This window comes from Pseudomonas sp. ADAK2 TE3594 (assembly GCF_053628675.1).
In genome coordinates this window covers 4790358-4808636 of sequence record NZ_JBRJGV010000001.1, presented here as the reverse complement: position 1 = coordinate 4808636, position 18279 = coordinate 4790358, and the positions used below count along the sequence as shown (strand labels likewise).

At 60.9% G+C, this 18279-nt stretch carries 13 protein-coding genes; 5 read left to right on the top strand and 8 right to left on the bottom strand.

Going from position 1 to position 18279, the window contains the following annotated elements; translation table 11 throughout:
- The first annotated feature begins 147 nt into the window (after positions 1 to 147).
- Both recO and pdxJ read left to right on the top strand, forming a co-directional pair.
- Positions 148 to 837: a DNA repair protein RecO gene (recO, locus tag AB7M22_RS21425; RefSeq protein WP_454187721.1), complete on the top strand. Its 690-nt coding sequence runs from the start codon at positions 148 to 150 to the stop codon at positions 835 to 837.
- A 50-nt stretch (positions 838 to 887) separates the two neighbouring features.
- A complete protein-coding gene (pdxJ, locus tag AB7M22_RS21420; protein WP_454187720.1) occupies positions 888 to 1634 on the top strand; it encodes a pyridoxine 5'-phosphate synthase in 747 nt (248 codons plus the stop codon).
- Between the two features lie 128 nt (positions 1635 to 1762).
- Here the strand turns inward: pdxJ and mltF are convergent, their stop codons facing one another.
- The gene (gene mltF, locus AB7M22_RS21415; RefSeq protein WP_454187719.1) at positions 1763 to 3223 is read right to left on the bottom strand and encodes a membrane-bound lytic murein transglycosylase MltF; all 1461 of its coding nucleotides are present in this window, start codon (positions 3221 to 3223) and stop codon (positions 1763 to 1765) included.
- Positions 3224 to 3497: 274 nt separating this feature from the next.
- Between mltF and purL the strand changes: the two genes are divergently transcribed.
- The 3 genes from purL to AB7M22_RS21400 all read left to right on the top strand — a co-directional run bounded on the left by purL (position 3498) and on the right by AB7M22_RS21400 (position 9210).
- On the top strand, positions 3498 to 7394 hold the full coding sequence (purL, locus tag AB7M22_RS21410) for a phosphoribosylformylglycinamidine synthase (RefSeq protein WP_454187718.1): 3897 nt from the start codon (positions 3498 to 3500) through the stop codon (positions 7392 to 7394).
- A 19-nt stretch (positions 7395 to 7413) separates the two neighbouring features.
- Positions 7414 to 7725: a Nif3-like dinuclear metal center hexameric protein gene (locus tag AB7M22_RS21405; RefSeq protein WP_008004968.1), complete on the top strand. Its 312-nt coding sequence runs from the start codon at positions 7414 to 7416 to the stop codon at positions 7723 to 7725.
- 1071 nt (positions 7726 to 8796) lie between these two features.
- Positions 8797 to 9210, top strand: coding sequence for a DUF6124 family protein (locus tag AB7M22_RS21400; protein WP_454187717.1), 414 nt, complete (start codon positions 8797 to 8799; stop codon positions 9208 to 9210).
- A 165-nt stretch (positions 9211 to 9375) separates the two neighbouring features.
- Here AB7M22_RS21400 and nagE read toward each other — a convergent pair whose 3' ends face one another.
- The 7 genes from nagE to AB7M22_RS21365 form a co-directional block, all read right to left on the bottom strand.
- Positions 9376 to 11091, bottom strand: coding sequence for an N-acetylglucosamine-specific PTS transporter subunit IIBC (nagE, locus tag AB7M22_RS21395; RefSeq protein ID WP_454187716.1), 1716 nt, complete (start codon positions 11089 to 11091; stop codon positions 9376 to 9378).
- Positions 11092 to 11144: 53 nt separating this feature from the next.
- Positions 11145 to 13661, bottom strand: coding sequence for a phosphoenolpyruvate--protein phosphotransferase (gene ptsP, locus AB7M22_RS21390; RefSeq protein ID WP_454187715.1), 2517 nt, complete (start codon positions 13659 to 13661; stop codon positions 11145 to 11147).
- 111 nt (positions 13662 to 13772) lie between these two features.
- Positions 13773 to 14795, bottom strand: coding sequence for an SIS domain-containing protein (locus AB7M22_RS21385; protein WP_454187714.1), 1023 nt, complete (start codon positions 14793 to 14795; stop codon positions 13773 to 13775).
- Entirely contained in the window at positions 14776 to 15882 is a 1107-nt protein-coding gene (gene nagA / locus AB7M22_RS21380) for an N-acetylglucosamine-6-phosphate deacetylase (protein WP_454187713.1), read from the bottom strand. The genes AB7M22_RS21385 and nagA overlap by 20 nt, the downstream gene beginning before the upstream one ends.
- Before the next feature lie 37 nt (positions 15883 to 15919).
- Positions 15920 to 16651, bottom strand: a complete 732-nt coding sequence (locus AB7M22_RS21375; protein WP_454187712.1) for a GntR family transcriptional regulator — start codon at positions 16649 to 16651, stop codon at positions 15920 to 15922.
- A 431-nt stretch (positions 16652 to 17082) separates the two neighbouring features.
- A complete protein-coding gene (locus tag AB7M22_RS21370; protein ID WP_454187711.1) occupies positions 17083 to 17586 on the bottom strand; it encodes a L,D-transpeptidase family protein in 504 nt (167 codons plus the stop codon).
- A gap of 65 nt (positions 17587 to 17651) precedes the next feature.
- Positions 17652 to 18203, bottom strand: coding sequence for an NUDIX hydrolase (locus tag AB7M22_RS21365; RefSeq protein ID WP_454187710.1), 552 nt, complete (start codon positions 18201 to 18203; stop codon positions 17652 to 17654).
- Positions 18204 to 18279 lie beyond the last annotated feature (76 nt).

Genomic DNA, 18279 nt, shown 5'->3' with positions numbered 1-18279 from the left:
ACCCTGTGGGAGCGGGCTTGCCCGCGATGAGGATGTAACATTCAGCAGAGATGTTGAATGTAAGTCCGCCATCGCGGGCAAGCCCGCTCCCACATTGGTTTTGGTTGTTTGTAGAACTGCGCTCCTTCATTGAGAACTGCGATTTCCATGTCGAACACCGCGCCAACCGGCCAACCCGCCTACGTCCTCCATAGCCGCGCCTACCGCGAAAGCAGCGCGCTGGTGGATTTCCTTACGCCGCAAGGTCGGCTGCGGGCGGTGTTGCGTAGCGCACGGGGCAAGGCCGGGACGTTGGCGCGGCCTTTTGTGCCGCTGGAAGTCGAATTCCGTGGCCGGGGCGAGCTGAAGAATGTCGGCCGCATGGAAAGCGCCGGTGTTTCCACCTGGCTCAACGGCGAGGCGCTGTTCAGCGGCCTCTACCTCAACGAATTGCTGATCCGTCTGCTGCCCGCTGAAGACCCTCATCCCGCGGTTTTCGATCACTACGCCGCGACCTTGCTCGCCCTGGTCGAAGGCCGTCCGTTGGAGCCTTTGCTGCGGTCCTTCGAATGGCGTTTGCTCGACGACCTCGGTTATGGCTTTGCGTTGAACACCGACATCCACGGTGACCCCATCGCGCCGGATGGTCTCTACCGCTTGCAAGTGGATGCAGGCCTGGAACGGGTCTACCTGCTACAACCGGGCCTGTTCAACGGCACTGAATTGCTGGCCATGGCCGATGCCGACTGGTCCGCGCCTGGTGCGCTGTCCGCCGCCAAGCGCTTGATGCGTCAGGCACTGGCCGTTCATCTGGGTGGTCGTCCGCTGGTCAGTCGTGAGTTGTTTCGCAAGCCCTGATCACCCCGTATGCTGTGCACCGAACTTTCCCTTATTTCAGGAGCGCTTCCGTGACCACCAGCAATCGCATTCTTCTTGGCGTGAACATCGACCACGTTGCCACCCTGCGTCAGGCCCGGGGGACTCGCTACCCGGATCCGGTCAAGGCAGCGCTGGACGCGGAAGAGGCGGGCGCTGACGGCATCACCGTGCACTTGCGCGAAGACCGCCGGCACATTCAGGAGCGCGATGTGCTGCTGCTCAAGGACGTGCTGCAAACCCGCATGAACTTCGAGATGGGTGTCACCGAAGAAATGATGGCGTTCGCCGAACGCATCCGCCCGGCGCACATTTGCCTGGTCCCGGAAACCCGTCAAGAGCTGACCACCGAGGGCGGTCTGGACGTGGCAGGGCAGGAGGCGCGGATCAAGGCTGCGGTAGATCGCCTGGCGAAGATCGGCTGTGAAGTGTCGCTGTTCATCGACGCTGACGAGCGGCAGATCGAAGCATCCCGTCGTGTCGGTGCGCCGGCCATCGAATTGCACACCGGGCGTTATGCGGACGCCGAGACGCCAACCGAAGTCGCTGAAGAGCTCAAGCGCGTGGCCGATGGCGTGGCATTCGGTCTGGCCCAGGGGTTGATCGTCAATGCCGGTCACGGTCTGCACTATCACAACGTCGAAGCTGTTGCGGCGATCAAGGGCATCAATGAACTGAACATCGGCCATGCGCTGGTGGCCCATGCGTTGTTCGTCGGGTTCAAGTCGGCGGTGTCGGAGATGAAGGCGCTGATTCTGGCCGCTGCGATAAAAGGTTAGATTGGCGGCGCTGCCATCGCGGGCAAGCCACGCTCCCACAGGTCCGAGTTGAACGACAGTTGAATATTCGACGCGGATCTGTGGGAGCGTGGCTTGCCCGCGATGGCGTCTTTGAAGGCTGCGAAGATTTAAAGCGGCGGGGTTTCCTGGCTCGGCTTGGTCTTGTCGACCCCCGGCACATGCAGGTTGCCTTCAGCGACCTGATTGCCTTCGAGCTGCGGCTGCGTCACCCACGTCAGGATGTCGTAATAACGACGGATGTTCGCCACGAAATGCACCGGCTCGCCGCCTCGGGCGTAGCCGTAACGAGTTTTGCTGTACCACTGTTTCTGCGACAGGCGCGGCAGGATTTTCTTCACATCCAGCCACTTGTCCGGGTTCAACCCTTCCTTGGCCGCCAGTTTGCGCGCGTCATCCAGGTGACCGCTGCCGACGTTGTAGGCTGCGAGCGCGAACCACGTACGATCCGGCTCCTGGATCGACTCATCCAGTTGGTCCTTCATGTAGGCCAGGTACTTTGCCCCACCCATGATGCTCTGCTTGGGATCGAGTCGATTGGACACGCCCATGGCTTGCGCCGTGTTCTGGGTCAGCATCATCAATCCGCGCACGCCGGTCTTGGACGTGACCGCCGCTTGCCACAGCGATTCCTGATAACCGATCGCCGCCAGCAGGCGCCAGTCGACTTTCTCTTTCTTGGCGTACGTCTTGAAGTGCTGTTCGTACTTGGGCAACCGCTGCTGCAGATGCTGGGCGAAGGTGTAGGCGCCCATGTAACCCAGCACGTCGACGTGCCCGTAATAGCGATCCTTGAGGCGTTGCAGGGTGCCGTTTTTCTTTACTTTGTCGAGGTAGGAGTTGATCTCGTTGAGCAGGCTGTTGTCTTCGCCGGCGGCCACGGCCCAGCTCTGATTGCTGGCGTCACCGAGGTCGAAGGCGACCCGCACGTTGGGGAAGTACACCTGGTTCATCGCGACTTCGTTGGAATCGACCAGGGTCAGATCGATCTGGGCTTCGTCGACCATGCGCAGCAAATCGACGACTTCAACTGCGTCGGACTCTTCGTATTCAATGCCGGGATATTTCTTTTTCAGCTCTGCCAATTGCTCGGCGTGGGTGCTGCCCTTGAGCACCATGATCTTCTTGCCGACCAGATCGCCTGCGTCGGTCGGCCGCGACTGGCCGTTACGGTAGATGATCTGTGGGGTGACTTCGAGGTAGGAGTGGGAAAACCGCACCTGCTGTTTGCGTTGCTCGCTGCTGACCAGGCCGGCAGCAGCCAGCACCGGGCCATTGGGCTTGCCCACCTGATTGAACAGGTCATCGAGGTTGTCGGCGGTTTCGATCTTGAGCTCGACCCCCAGATCGTCGGCGAAGCGCTTCACCAGCTCGTATTCGAAGCCGGTTTCACCGTTGCGATCCTGAAAGTAGGTGGCGGGACTGTTACGGGTAACCACCCGCAGCACGCCATCCTCCTTTACGCGCTCCAGCGTGTTGGGTTTATCAACACAGCCACCGAGCACCAGGAAGAGTCCGGTTGCGATCAGCCATTTGGCGTACCGCGGACGCAAAGCCGTTGGGGAAAACATCTGCGCAGTATACGCAAAGGACCACGAGCGCCATATCTCGACAGCGAAGGGCTTGTCTGCTAGAGAGTCTAAAACCCGCTTGGAGCCCGCAGGAATGGGCCCAAACAGCATTTTGTGACAGAAAAAATAACCCGCGGCGCGCGCCTGTTTCGGGCCCGAATACCCGGCCCGACGTTCGGGTGCAGCCGTGCGTACCGTTTCGGGTGATGTCGCGGGCGGTTTAGGCTAGAATGCACGGCCTCAAAGCACACCCCTTCCCGAGGCTGTCCCGAAGATGTTGATCCTGCGCGGCGCTCCTGCCCTTTCTGCCTTTCGCCACAGCAAACTCCTTGAGCAACTGAGCCAGAAGGTTCCGGCTGTCAGCGGCTTGTATGCTGAATTCGCTCACTTCGCCGAAGTTACCGGCGTCCTGACCGGCGACGAACAGCAGGTGCTCGCGCGCCTTCTGAAGTACGGCCCAAGCGTTCCAGTACAAGAGCCAACCGGTCGTCTGTTTCTGGTGTTGCCACGTTTCGGCACTATCTCGCCGTGGTCCAGTAAAGCCAGCGACATCGCTCGCAACTGCGGCCTGACCAAGATCCAGCGCCTGGAGCGCGGTATCGCGTTCTACGTCGCCGGCCAGTTCAGCGATGCCGAAGCGCAGCTGATCGCAGGCGCTCTGCATGACCGCATGACCCAGATCGTATTGGACAACCTTGAACAAGCCGCCGGCCTGTTCAGCCACGCCGAACCCAAGCCCCTGACCGCGATCGACGTGTTGGGTGGCGGCCGCGCCGCGCTGGAAAAAGCCAACACCGAGCTGGGCCTGGCCCTGGCCGAAGACGAGATCGACTATCTGGTCGCAGCCTTCGTCGGCTTGAAGCGCAACCCGCATGACATCGAACTGATGATGTTTGCCCAGGCAAACTCCGAGCACTGCCGTCACAAGATCTTCAACGCCAGTTGGGACATCGACGGTCAGAGCCAGGAAAAAAGCCTGTTCGGCATGATCAAGAACACCTACCAGATGCACAGCGAAGGTGTTCTGTCGGCTTATAAGGACAACGCCTCGGTAATCGTCGGCTCCGTTGCCGGTCGTTTCTTCCCGGACCCTGAAACCCGCCAGTACGGCGCGGTGCAGGAACCGGTGCACATCCTGATGAAAGTCGAAACTCACAACCACCCGACCGCGATTGCCCCGTTCCCGGGCGCATCCACCGGTAGCGGCGGCGAGATTCGTGACGAAGGTGCAACCGGTCGCGGCGCCAAGCCAAAGGCTGGCCTGACCGGTTTCACCGTGTCCAACCTGCAAATCCCGGGTTTCGAACAGCCATGGGAAGTGCCGTACGGCAAGCCTGAGCGCATCGTTACCGCGCTGGACATCATGATCGAAGGCCCGTTGGGCGGTGCCGCGTTCAACAACGAATTCGGTCGTCCGGCCCTGACCGGTTATTTCCGTACCTTCGAACAATCGATCACCACCCCGCGTGGCGACGAAGTTCGCGGTTACCACAAGCCGATCATGCTGGCTGGCGGCATGGGTAACATCCGTGCCGAACACGTGCAGAAAGGCGAGATCACCGTTGGCTCCAAGCTGATCGTCCTCGGCGGCCCGGCAATGCTCATCGGCCTGGGCGGCGGTGCTGCCTCTTCCATGGCCACCGGCACCAGCTCGGCGGATCTGGACTTCGCATCCGTACAACGCGAAAACCCGGAAATGGAACGTCGCTGCCAGGAAGTCATCGACCGTTGCTGGCAGTTGGGTGACAAAAACCCGATCAGCTTCATCCATGACGTCGGCGCGGGCGGTCTGTCCAACGCCTTCCCGGAACTGGTCAACGACGGCAACCGTGGCGGTCGCTTCGAACTGCGCAACATTCCAAACGACGAGCCGGGCATGGCCCCGCACGAAATCTGGAGTAACGAATCCCAGGAACGCTACGTTCTGGCAGTCGGCCCCGCGGACTTCGAACGCTTCCAGGCGATCTGCGAACGTGAGCGTTGCCCGTTTGCCGTGGTCGGCGAAGCCACTGCCGAACCGCAACTGACCGTGACCGACAGCCACTTCGGCAACAGCCCGGTGGACATGCCGCTCGAAGTGCTGCTGGGCAAAGCCCCGCGCATGCATCGTTCGGCCGTTCGCGAAAACGAGCTGGGCGACGATTTCGATCCGTCGACCCTCGAGATCGCCGACTGCGTCGAGCGCGTTCTGCATCATCCGGCCGTGGCCAGCAAAAGTTTCCTGATCACCATCGGCGACCGCACCATCACCGGCCTCGTGGCCCGTGATCAGATGGTCGGCCCGTGGCAGGTTCCGGTGGCCGACGTTGCCGTCACCGCTACCAGCTTCGACGTCTACACCGGTGAAGCCATGGCCATGGGCGAGCGTACTCCGCTGGCTCTGCTGGACGCTCCGGCGTCGGGCCGCATGGCCATCGGCGAAACCCTGACCAACATCGCGGCTTCGCGCATCGCCAAAATCTCCGACATCAAACTGTCGGCGAACTGGATGTCCGCCGCCGGTCACCCGGGTGAAGACGCGCGTCTGTACGACACCGTGAAAGCGGTCGGCATGGAATTGTGCCCGGACCTCGGCATCACCATCCCGGTGGGCAAGGACTCGATGTCCATGGCCACCCGCTGGAACGACGAAGGCGTCGACAAGACCGTGACTTCGCCGATGTCGCTGATCGTGACCGGTTTCGCCCCAGTGGCTGACATCCGTCAGACCATGACCCCGCAACTGCGCATGGACAAGGGCACCACCGACCTGATCCTGATCGACCTCGGTCGCGGTCAGAACCGCATGGGCGCTTCGATCCTCGCTCAGGTTCATGGCAAGCTTGGCAAGCAGGCCCCGGACGTCGATGACGCCGAAGACCTGAAAGCCTTCTTCGCCGTGATCCAGGGCCTCAACGCCGACGGTCACTTGCTGGCTTACCACGACCGTTCCGACGGTGGTCTGCTGACCAGCGTGGTGGAAATGGCCTTCGCCGGTCATTGCGGCCTGAGCCTGAACCTCGACGGTCTGGCAGAAACCTCCGCCGACATCGCCGCGATCCTGTTCAACGAAGAACTGGGTGCTGTGATCCAGGTTCGCCAGGACGCCACTCCGGACATCCTCGCGCAGTTCAGCGCAGCGGGCCTGGGTGACTGCGTGTCGGTGATCGGTCAGCCGATGAACAACGGCGAGATCAGCATCACTTTCAACGGCGACACCGTGTTCGAAGGTCAGCGTCGTCTGCTGCAACGTCAGTGGGCCGAGACCAGCTACCAGATCCAGCGTCTGCGTGATAACGCCGATTGCGCCGAACAAGAGTTCGACGTGCTGCTGGAAGAAGACAACCCGGGCCTGAGCGTCAAGCTCAGCTACGACGTCAACCAGGACGTCGCCGCGCCTTACATCAAGAAAGGCATCCGCCCACAGGTTGCCGTGCTGCGTGAGCAGGGCGTCAACGGTCAGGTGGAAATGGCGGCCGCGTTCGACCGCGCCGGTTTCAACGCGATCGACGTGCACATGAGCGACATTCTGGCCGGCCGTGTCGACCTGAACGAGTTCAAAGGTCTGGTGGCGTGCGGCGGTTTCTCCTACGGCGACGTACTCGGTGCCGGCGAAGGCTGGGCCAAGTCCGCGCTGTTCAACAGCCGTGCTCGCGATGCCTTCCAGGGCTTCTTCGAACGTACCGACAGCTTCACCCTCGGCGTGTGCAACGGTTGCCAGATGATGTCCAACCTGCACGAGCTGATCCCGGGCAGCGAATTCTGGCCGCACTTCGTGCGTAACCGCTCCGAGCAGTTTGAGGCGCGCGTGGCGATGGTTCAGGTCCAGGAGTCGAACTCGATCTTCCTGCAGGGCATGGCCGGTTCGCGCATGCCAATCGCTATCGCTCACGGTGAAGGCCATGCCGAATTCGCCAGCGAAGAAGCGTTGCTGGAAGCCGATCTGTCGGGTTGTGTGGCGATGCGTTTCGTCGACAACCATGGCAAGGTCACTGAAAACTATCCGGCCAACCCGAACGGCTCGCCGCGCGGGATCACCGGTTTGACCAGCCGCGACGGTCGCGTGACCATCATGATGCCGCACCCGGAGCGGGTGTTCCGCGCCGTGCAGAACTCGTGGCGTTCGGAAGACTGGAACGAAGACGCACCTTGGATGCGTATGTTCCGTAATGCTCGCGTGTGGGTGAACTAAGAGCGGGGAGCTGATTGCCGTGTACAAGCTCGGTTTTTTTGTTCCGGCCAGTCATGTCGAGGTGGTCAAAAGCGCTGTGTTCGCTGCCGGTGGTGGGCGGATCGGGGCTTATGATCACTGTGCGTGGCAGGTGTTTGGGTTGGGTCAGTTTCGTCCACTGGATGGCAGTCAGCCGTTTGTTGGTGAAGCGGGGCAGGTCGAGCAGGTTGAGGAATGGAAGGTTGAGCTTGTGGTCAGCGATGAGTTGATTCGGGCGGTGGTGGTGGCTCTGAAAGAGAGCCATCCCTATGAGACGCCGGCTTACGAGGTATGGCGGTTGGAGGATTTCTGATCTTCCTGGCCGCTGAAATGAGAAACCCGCTGAAAGTGATTTCAGCGGGTTTTTTGTTGGCTGCGATTTTGGGGCGTGGCGGCCTTTGGGCCGACCATGCTTTGGTTGGGTTGTGTACATATCCGTTGCTGCTGTAACGGCGGCTTATGGTTTCGCCCTTACGGCGACTCCCTTTGGCAAACGCCCCAAAGGAAGCAAAGGTCTTCGCCCCAAGCGTCCGGCCCCTCGCTAGGGCTCGGCGTTCCTTCGCTCCGGTATCCATCTGGGGGCATCGCCCTACGGTCTGCTTCGCTACGACCTACATGCGATGGGTTCGACTGCGTCGAACGGCGCTGCGCGCCAATCCCCAGATGAACACCTGCGCTCAGCCTCCCGAAGGGGCGGGTGGATCAAGATCAAAAGCCAGATCAAAAGCTGCAGGCGAGCTAACGCTCGGCCTGTTGAGTGGTGAGGGGCGGGTGTATGCCGATGGCTTTTTGTAGGAGCGAGGCTTGCTCGCGAAGGCGGTCTGACAGCCGACCAATTTCTCGCGGGTGTACACAACCCCACGTAGGAGCTGCCGAAGGCTGCGATCTTTTGATCTTGGCGGCCTGACAGCCGACCAATTTCTTTCAAATGAACGCCACCCCACCTGTAGGAGCGAGGCTTGCCCGCGAAGACGGCCTGACTGCCATCCAATCTCCCTCAGATGTACGCCGACCCACTGTGGGAGCGAGCTTGCTCGCGATGACGGCCTTACAGACAACGATGTTTATTAATCGGTAAAAACATCAGAACCTTCCCACAAGTCTTTCAGGTTGTGCGTCGGAAGTGTGCTCTCTAACCTTTGGCTGTCGCTGCCAATTCAGCGACCGGGACTGCAAGCCCGCCGATAGTTTGTTAGACACCTTTAAGCGCACCTATAATCGTGGCGCTTAAATCAATGGTCATCGATTTATGGTGGCTGTGTGCGGGAGATCTTCGGGTCTGCCGAGGTTGCCTAACGACTCGGTCTTGCAGACCCGCGCACAGCTGCCACCCATCATCTGCAAGTGATGCTGGTAGCTCCAACTTTTTGTTAGGAGCTTCACAATGATCAAAGACAGTCCAAATCCTCCTGAAGCAGACGTAGAAACAGATTTAGAAACAGATTTAGAAACAAACATGGAAAACGAATCCGTTTCCCCCTACGCCTGCCTCAATTCCAAAAAACTCCACGATGCCGCAATCCGTGCACTCGATCACTATCTCGCGCCACCTTCCCGGAAGAAGGCCAAAGCCGGCCAGCGTCCAAGTACGATTTTCGTCGTCGCGCCCAACGTAGATTCCGAAACCCTGCTGGCCCATGCCTGTGAAACCCTGGCTTCGGCGAATGTCATGGCCAGTGAGTTGGCGTTCGACCTGACCGGCCCAGCGTGCAATCTGGCCTTGGGGATTCAGCAGATGATTTCGTTGGCGGAGTTGTCGGTGAACCGGGTACTGGATCATCTGGACCCGCAGGGGTAGCACAATGAAAAAAGCCCGCTGGACCTGTGACGGTCAGCGGGCAGATTTTCATTGGTCGTGAGGGCCTTTCGCGGGCAAGCCTCGCTCCTACAGGGGATGGCGAGCGACACATGCACTGTAGGAGCGAGGCTTGCCCGCGAAGACTGACTCTCAGCCGCCATAAATCTAAACCTTGGCACTCACCTCGCTGCGATCGACCAACATCTGCAGCGCACCACTCAAACTCGGCGCTTTGTCGCCAATCAACAGATGCCAAACGCCACCGTCCAACTGACTGACACCCATGCAACCAAGCGCTTTCAACTGCCCCTCCGACAACGCCTTGCCATCCGCCAGTTGCAACCGAATCCGGGTCATGGCCACGCAATCCATTTGCAGCACATTGTCGCCGCCGCCCAGTGCCTTCAGCCATTGCTGGGCTTCTGTGTTCGCCACGGTGGCAGTTTCAGGTACGTCGATAACAGCAACGGGGGAGGTGATAACCGCGCGCCCCAAAGCCGGCATCGCCAACCGGATCTCATCGGCAATGCTGTCTGCCATCGGCCCAACTACGACCTGCAAACTTCCACCCTTACCCGGACGAACAACAGCCATCGCGCCCAACGCTTTCAAGTCCGCATCGGATGCCTTATTGCGATCAACCATGTCCAGCCGCAACCGTGTCGTGCACGCACCCACCGTGATCAGATTCTGCGCACCGCCCAGCGCCTTGATGTAAGCCCCGGCGCGCTCGTTCTTGGTGATCACAACTTTGTCGCCAGTCGGAACATCTTCACGCCCCGGCGTCTTCAAATTGAACCGGCGAATACAGAAATCAAACACCACGTAGTAGATCACCGCATACGCCAGCCCTACCGGAACTACCCGCCAGCCATTGGTGGATTCACCCCAGCCCAGAATCATGTCGATGAAGCCGCCTGAGAAGGTAAAGCCCAGGTGAATGTTCAGCAGGTTGGTGATCGCCATCGACAAACCGGTCAGCAGCGCATGCACCAGATACAGCATCGGCGCGAGGAACATGAAGGCGAATTCGATCGGTTCGGTCACGCCGGTCAAAAATGAAGTCAGGGCCATGGAGAGGAAGATCCCGCCCATGACTTTGCGCCTTTCCGGCAGGGCGTTGCGGTACATCGCCAGGCAGGCGGCGGGCAGGCCGAAGATCATCATTGGGAACATGCCGGTCATGAACTGGCCACCTTTCGGGTCGCCGGCAAAGTAGCGCGACAGGTCGCCTGTCACCAGAGCTCCTGTGGTCGGATCGGTGAAGTTGCCGAACACGAACCACGCCATGTTGTTGAGGATATGGTGCAGGCCAGTGACGATCAGCAGGCGGTTGAACACGCCGAAGACGAAAGCACCGAAGCTGCCGCTCTCCATCATCAACGTGCCGAAGCCATTGATGCCGTGCTGGATCGGCGGCCAGATGAACCCAAACACGACGCCCAGGCCGACGGCGGCGAACCCGGTGACGATCGGTACAAAACGCCGACCGCCGAAGAATGCCAGGTACTCCGGCAACTTGATGTCTTTGAAGCGGTTGTACAGCGCGCCGGCCATCAGGCCGCTGACGATCCCGGCGAGCATGCCCATGTTGATGCTCGCATCGAGCACTTTGAGGGTGGAGATCATCACCAGATAGCCAATGACCCCGGCCAGGCCTGCGGTGCCGTTGTTGTCCTTGGCGAACCCGACCGCGATGCCGATGGCGAAGATCAATGCCAGGTTGGCGAAGATCACCTGACCGGCGTCGTGGATGATCGCGATGTCCAGCAGGTCGGTGTCGCCCAGTCGCAGCAACAGGCCGGCGATTGGCAGGATCGCGATCGGCAGCATCAGCGCACGACCGAGGCGCTGCAGGCCTTCGATGAAGTATTGGTACATGGCGGATCTCCCTGGGTTCTTGTTGTTTTAGTCGCTGTTCTTGTTGTCGTTGTTCAGCTCAGAGGCCATTGCTGATGACAAGCGTGACGCACCGCGCTGGCGCTGCTCAGCTTGAGCAGGTCCTGGCTGATGCGTCGGCATTCGCTGGCATCGAGGCGGCGGACGCGGTCCTTGATTTCGCCGATCTGCACCGGGCTCACCGACAACTCGCTGACCCCCAGACCAATCAACACTGGCGTGGCCAACGGATCGGAGGCGAGGGCGCCGCAGACGCCGACCCAACGGTTGTGCACCGCCGCACCGGCGCAGGTCTGGGCGATCAGCCGCAGCAATGCCGGGTGCAGCGCATCGACGCGGGAGGCGAGGCCAGCGTGATCGCGGTCCATGGCCAGGGTGTATTGGGACAAATCGTTGGTGCCGATCGACAAGAAGTCCGCGTGTTCGGCCAGTTGCTCGGCCAGCAGCGCGGCGGCCGGGACTTCGATCATCACGCCCAGTTCCGGGCGTTGGCTCAGGCCGAGTTCGCCGCACAGCGCATCCAGACGCTGGCGGATGTGCAGCAATTCATCGACTTCGGTGACCATCGGCAGCAGGATCCGGCAGCGCGACAACGGGCTGACCTGCAGCAGTGCGCGCAATTGCTGATCCAGCAGTTCCGGGCGGACTTGAGCCAGACGAATGCCGCGTAAACCGAGTACCGGATTCGCTTCCACGGGGAGCGGTAAATAGTCGAGTTGCTTGTCGCCGCCGACGTCGATGGTGCGGATGATCACCGACTTGTCGCCCATGGCATCGAGCACGGCTTGATAGGCGATGCGCTGTTCCTGTTCGTCCGGCGCGGTGTTGCGGTCCACAAACAGAAATTCGGTGCGCAGCAGGCCGACGCCATCGGCACCGTTGGCCAGGGTATCGGCCGCTTCAGCGCTGGAAGCGACGTTGGCGGCGACTTCGATGTGCAAACCATCCAGTGTCAGTGCCGGGGTGTGAGCCTGAGCCTGTTGAAGCGCGCGACGTTGTTGATGATCGAGTTGCGCCTGATGCACCTCGGCCAGGCGCGCGGGGTTGGGCGTCAGTTCGAGACGCCCGCCGTCGGCATCCAGCACCACCGCTTGACCTTGCTTCTGATCGAGCAGCGTCGAACCCAGCGCAACCATGCACGGCAAGCCTTTGCCGCGAGCGAGAATCGCCACATGGGAAGTTGCGCCACCTTCGGCCATGCACAACCCGGCCACTCCTTGCTGGCTCAGTTGCAGCAAGTCGGATGGCGTCAGCTCATGGGCCGCGACGATGGCGCCGGCCGGCACGTCGTACTGCCAGGTTTCACCGAGCAGGGCGCGCAACACGCGTTGTTTGAGGTCGCGCAGGTCGTTGGCGCGTTCGGCCAGCAACGGGCTGCCGAGTTGCTGAAGCACCTCGCATTGCACGTCGATGGATTGGCTCCAGGCGTGAGTCGCAGCGGTGCCGTGGTCGATGGATTGATAAGCCGCATCAAGCAGCGCCGGGTCTTCGAGCAGCGCCTGATGCGCGGCGAAGATGGCTTCTTCGTCGGTATGCTTGTGCTTCTTCGCTTGGGCCAGAGTGGCGTCGATGTCGCTGCGCACCCCAGTCAGTGCTGTCTCCAGACTTTGCCGTTGTTGCTCGGGATCATGATTGCCGGCATCCATCGGCAAGCTGATCGAGTTCAAACGAAACAATGGCCCAGCCACCAGACCGGGAGCTGCACACACGCCGTGCAACACGCCCGCTTCGGCAGGGCGATTGCGTTGGACCATCGGTGCTGGCGCGGCGGCGTGGCTGTCTTCGGCCAGGGCTGTGGATAACGCCGCCAACAGGGCTTGCAGCGCAGCCTCGGCGTCCGGTCCCTGGCAACTGACCCTGATTTCATCTTGCTCACCGACGGCCAGCCCCATCAGGCCGATCAAACTGTCGCAGGCCGCCGATTTACCGGCGAAGTGCAGCCAGGATTTGCTCGTGAACTGTTGGGCGGTCTGGCGGATCAGTGCGGCGGGCCGGGCGTGCAGGCCGCCGCGATGGGCGACATGAACATGCCCCTGAACCTCGATGCCGACGACCTCAATGTCGATCTGCACACCGTTGGCCGCTTTCGGCAAGATGTGCAGCAAGGGATCGCCGACCTTCACCGATTTCAGCGTAATCGGCCGCGCCTGAAAGTCTTGGCTGTTGGTCAGGATCATCAGGCTGACCAGGCTTTTGCACTGCTGCGCGACCTGGTCCAGGTCATAACGCAACAACGGCTGGCCATTGCTGACGCGCGCCCCTTCCTTGACCAGCATCGAGAAACCGACGCCCTGCAATTCGACCGTATCGAGGCCCAGGTGCAGCAGCAACTCGGCACCGTTATCGGCGCGCAAGGTGATGGCGTGGCCGGTGCGGGCGACGTGGATCACGAGCGCTTCACAGGGCGAATACAAGGTGTCGTTCAGCGGATCGATGGCAATCCCGTCGCCCATGGCGCCGCTGGCGAACACCGGGTCCGGGACTTTGGCGAGTGTGAGCACCGGGCCGCTGAGCGGGGCGCTGAGGGTCAGCTCTTTATTGTTGTTGTGCATGGCTCGGTCTCATCAATAAAAACTCGGTTCGGATCAACTCGCCCTGTGCGGATTAACTCGTCAGCTCGGAGGTGTTCATCCGCCAACAAATAGGCATGGATACCAATCGGTTCAGTGCGTGCGCGTCACTTTGCTCAAATGACGCGGCTGATCCGGGTCCATGCCGCGGGCGACGGCCAAGCCTGCGGCCATGACGTAGAAACTCTGGATCGCCAGAATCGGGTCGAGGGCAGGGTGTTCGGCGCGGCTCAGGGTCAGGTCGCGTTCGGCGACGTCATCTGGCGCGGCCAGTAGCACGCGGGCACCGCGTTGGCGCATGTCGGCGGCCAGGCTTAGCAACCCGGCCTGCTCGGCGCCGCGCGGGGCGAAGATCAGCAAGGGGTAGTTCTCGTCGATCAGCGCCATCGGGCCATGCCGGACCTCGGCGCTGCTGAAGGCTTCGGCCTGGATCGCCGAGGTCTCCTTGAATTTGAGGGCCGCTTCCTGGGCGATGGCGAAACCGGCGCCACGGCCGATCACCATCAAACGCTGGCAATCACGCAATGCATCGATGGCCAGGCTCCAGTCCTGTTTTGCCGCTTCGCGCAGTCCTTCCGGCAGGGCAAGGCCTGCTTCCAGCAACTCCACGTCTTCTTTCCAGTGGGCGATCAGGCGGGCACTGGCGGTGAGGGTGGCGATAAAACTCTTGGTCGCGGCGACGCTGCTTTCGGTGCCGGCGCACAGCGGCAGGCTGAATTCGCAGGCGGCTTCCAAAGGCGAGTTCTCGGCGTTGACCATGGAGATGCTCAGGGCGCCGCGCTTGCGCAGCAGACGCAGGCTATTCACCAGATCCGGACTTTGCCCCGACTGCGAGAAGGCGAACGCGACTTGGCCACTGACCTTCAACGGTGCTTGCTGCATGGTCACCACCGACATCGGCAACGACGCGACCGGGATGCCCAGTTGCTGCATGGTCTGGTAGGCAAAGTAGCTCGCGGCATGGTCGGAGCTGCCGCGAGCGACAGTCATCGCCACTTGTGGCGGCTGACGGCGCAGGCGCCCGGCGATCTCGATCATCTGCGGGTCGAGCTGCTGCAATTGGGCTTGCACGGCCTCGAACGAGGACAGCGCCTCTTCAAGCATTTTTGAAGTCAATGTCTTCTCCTTCGACCATGACGGCGGTCAGTGTGAGTGAGCGGTCCAGCCGCACGCAGTCGGCCCAGGCGCCGGGTTGCAGGCGTCCGCGTTCTTGAAGGCCGAGGTAGTCGGCGGGGAATTGCGAAAGTCGTTGCGAGGCCTCGCTGATGGGCAAACCGATCTTCACCAGGTTGCGCAAGGCTTGATCCATGGTCAGGGTGCTGCCGGCCAGCGTGCCGTCGGGCAGGCGCACACCGCCCAGGCATTTGGTCACGGTGTGGCTGCCGAGATTGTATTCGCCGTCGGGCATGCCGGCGGCGGCGGTGGAATCGGTGACGCAATACAGGCACGGGATCGAGCGCAGCGCCACGCGGATCGCGCCGGGGTGCACGTGCAGCAAGTCCGGAATCAGCTCGGCGTATTTGGCGTGGGCCAGCGCCGCGCCGACGATGCCCGGCTCGCGGTGATGCAGCGGGCTCATGGCGTTGTAGAGGTGGGTGAAACTGCTGGCGCCGGCCGCAAGCGCGGCGACGCCTTCCTCATAACTGCCCAGCGTATGGCCGATTTGCATACGCACGCCACGAGCGCTGAGGGCGCGGATCAAACCGTCGTGACCGGCGATTTCCGGGGCGATGGTGATCACCCGGATCGGCGCCAGCGTCAGGTATTCTTCGACTTCGGCCATCAACGCGGTGTGGGCAAAATTCGGCTGAGCGCCGAGTTTGCCGGGGTTGATGTACGGGCCTTCGAGGTGTACGCCGAGGACTCGGGCGCTGCCTTTTGGCCGCTGCTCGCAGAACTCGCCGACGTCCTTGAGCACTCGCGAAATCTCTTCGTTCGGCGCAGTCATGGTGGTCGCCAGCAGCGACGTGGTGCCAAACCTCACGTGGGTTCTGGTGATGGTTTCGAAGGCGGGCGCGCCTTCCATAATGTCTTTGCCGCCGCCGCCGTGAACGTGCAGGTCGATGAAACCCGGCAGCAGGTAAGGCAGATCGTTGTCCGCCGGATCGCACGGCTGGCCTTCGATAGACACGACCTTGCCGTGCTCGTGGATCAGCCGGCCGCGAACCCAGCCGTGGGCGGTGAGGATGTTGTCTTCGGACATGATCGGTTCTCGGTAGCTTGTTTGGCGACGAAGCTCTTTAGCGACGCAGCTCTGCGACAAAGTCGTAGTAGTCGTTGCGGCAATAGGTGTCGGTGACTTCGATCGGCGTGTTGTCTTCCGTGTAGCCGACCCGGGTCATCAGCAGCATGGCGGTGCCGGGAGCGATGCCCACCAGCGCGGCGAATTCGTCCGAGGCGTTGATCGCCTGAATGTGTTGCAGGGCGCGGACCACCGGTTTACTGATGCCGTCGAGGTATTCGTAGAGGGAATCGCCTACCGCTTGCGGTTTGGGAATGATCGAGGCGGGCAGGGTGCTCATCTCGATCGCCATCACTGTGTCGTCGGCTTTGCGCAAGCGTTTGAGCCGCGCAACCTTGTCGTTGGGTGACAGGCCGAGGCGGATCAGTTCTTCGTGGGTCGGCGGGGTGATTTCCCGTTCCAGCCATTGCGAGCCGGGGACGAAGCCCTTGAGCCGGAGCATTTCACTGAACCCCGAGAGTCGCGACAGCGGTTGTTCCAGGCGTGGCGTAATGAACGTGCCGGAACCTTGATTGCGGCGGATCAGGCCTTGCTCGAACAGCACTTCCAGTGCTTTGCGCGCGGTGACGCGGGAGATGCCCAGCAGTTCGCTGAGATTGCGCTCCGACGGCATGGCTTGCTCGGCTTTCCACTGGCCGGCATGGATCGCCGCTTCCAGATTGCGCGCCAGTTGCAGGTACAACGGCGTGGGCTGGGTGTCGTCAGGGCGTAGGGCCTGGAGGTCATTCATTTAGGTTTGGTCCGATGCGGATGTAGGATTGTTGTCGCCCGGTTGTGGGACGAAACCTAATACCACTTAAATACCATGTCAATGCCAGTACTTTGCTGTTGGCTTGCTAAAGCCTGGCATGCTGGAGGCTCTTAAAGTGGGCTGGTTCTAAGTGGTATTAGAGGAGGGGGTTTTGAAGGCAAAGAGCGCAGCCTTCGGCCGCGCCTACAGGGGGAATTGGTATCTACCCGGTAGGCGCTGCCGAAGGCTGCGATCTTTTGAAATTATTTTTTCGATGCCGACCGAAGGTAGTCACTCGATCGTTCCTACGCCCTGCGTGGGAATGCCTCTACGGACGCTCCGCGTTCGGCTTTAAGTGGGACGCGGAGCGTCCCAGGCTGCATTCCCACGCGGAGCGTGGGAACGATCATCAAGTCAGGGAGATTTTAAGATTACGGGCGAATCTCAATCATCGTGCCGTCCGGCACCAGGCCCCAAACCTCGCGCATGTCCATATTGCGCATGGCGATGCAGCCATCGGTCCAGTCCAGCGTATGGAACAGGTCTTCGGGGTTGTCTTCGGTGTCTGGGGTGCCGTGGATCATGATCATGCCGCCAGGCTCGACGCCTTCGCGCCGGGCACGGGCGGAGTCGCTGATATTAGGGTAGGAGATGTGCATCGCCAGGTTGAAACGTTCGCTGATCTTGCGCCAGTCGACCCAATAAAAGCCTTCGGGGGTGCGCTTGTCGCCCTCCATCAGCTTCGGCCCCTTGGGGCGTTTCCCCAGGGAAATGCGATAGGTCTTGATCGGCTTGCCATCATTGATCAATTGCAATTGATGGGCTGATTTGAGAACCAGAACTTTTTCGATGACTTTGCCATCCAGCGTTTCCGTGGAGGAAGCCTGGGTGACAGCGACGAACGATAAGCAAAAAACAGCAAGCAACCAGCGCATTGAAACGATATCCCTAAGAGGTGTCGCGACTATTTATTTTATAGGTGCTTTTATGTGTAGCAGCTTTAAATGATGGCAGGCTGGACCAGCGGCGGGATCGATTCGGACCGCACGGGGTAGACCTCGGTCCGCCGGTCAGCGAAGAAGCATTCTAAGGTACGGCCCACCGTGCGGAAAGCCAGTTCGGCCCAAGGGATGTCGGCTTCTTCGAACAGTTGCACTTCCAGACTCTCGGGCCCCGCGGAAAAATCCAGGTCCACCAGCTCGGCCCGAAAGAATACATGCACCTGGCTGATGTGTGGCACGTCGATCAGCGTATAGATACTCAGGTTGCGCACCCGGGCACAGGCTTCTTCGGCGGTCTCGCGAATGGCGGCCTGTTCGATGGTCTCACCGTTTTCCATGAAGCCGGCGGGCAGGGTCCAGTAACCGAGCCGTGGCTCGATGGCGCGACGGCACAGCAGCACCTTCGAACCCCAGACCGGCACGCAACCGGCGACGATATTGGGGTTCTGGTAATGGATGGTATGACAGCTATCGCAGACAAAACGCAGGCGCGAATCGCCTTCGGGAATACGCTGGGTCACCGGGTTGCCGCATTGGCTGCAAAATTTCATGCTTGGGTTCCTGAATGCTGCGCCTATCTTGGCGTGCAGCGGTGTCGGTCGGCAAGTTGTCGTTTCGCGACATGAG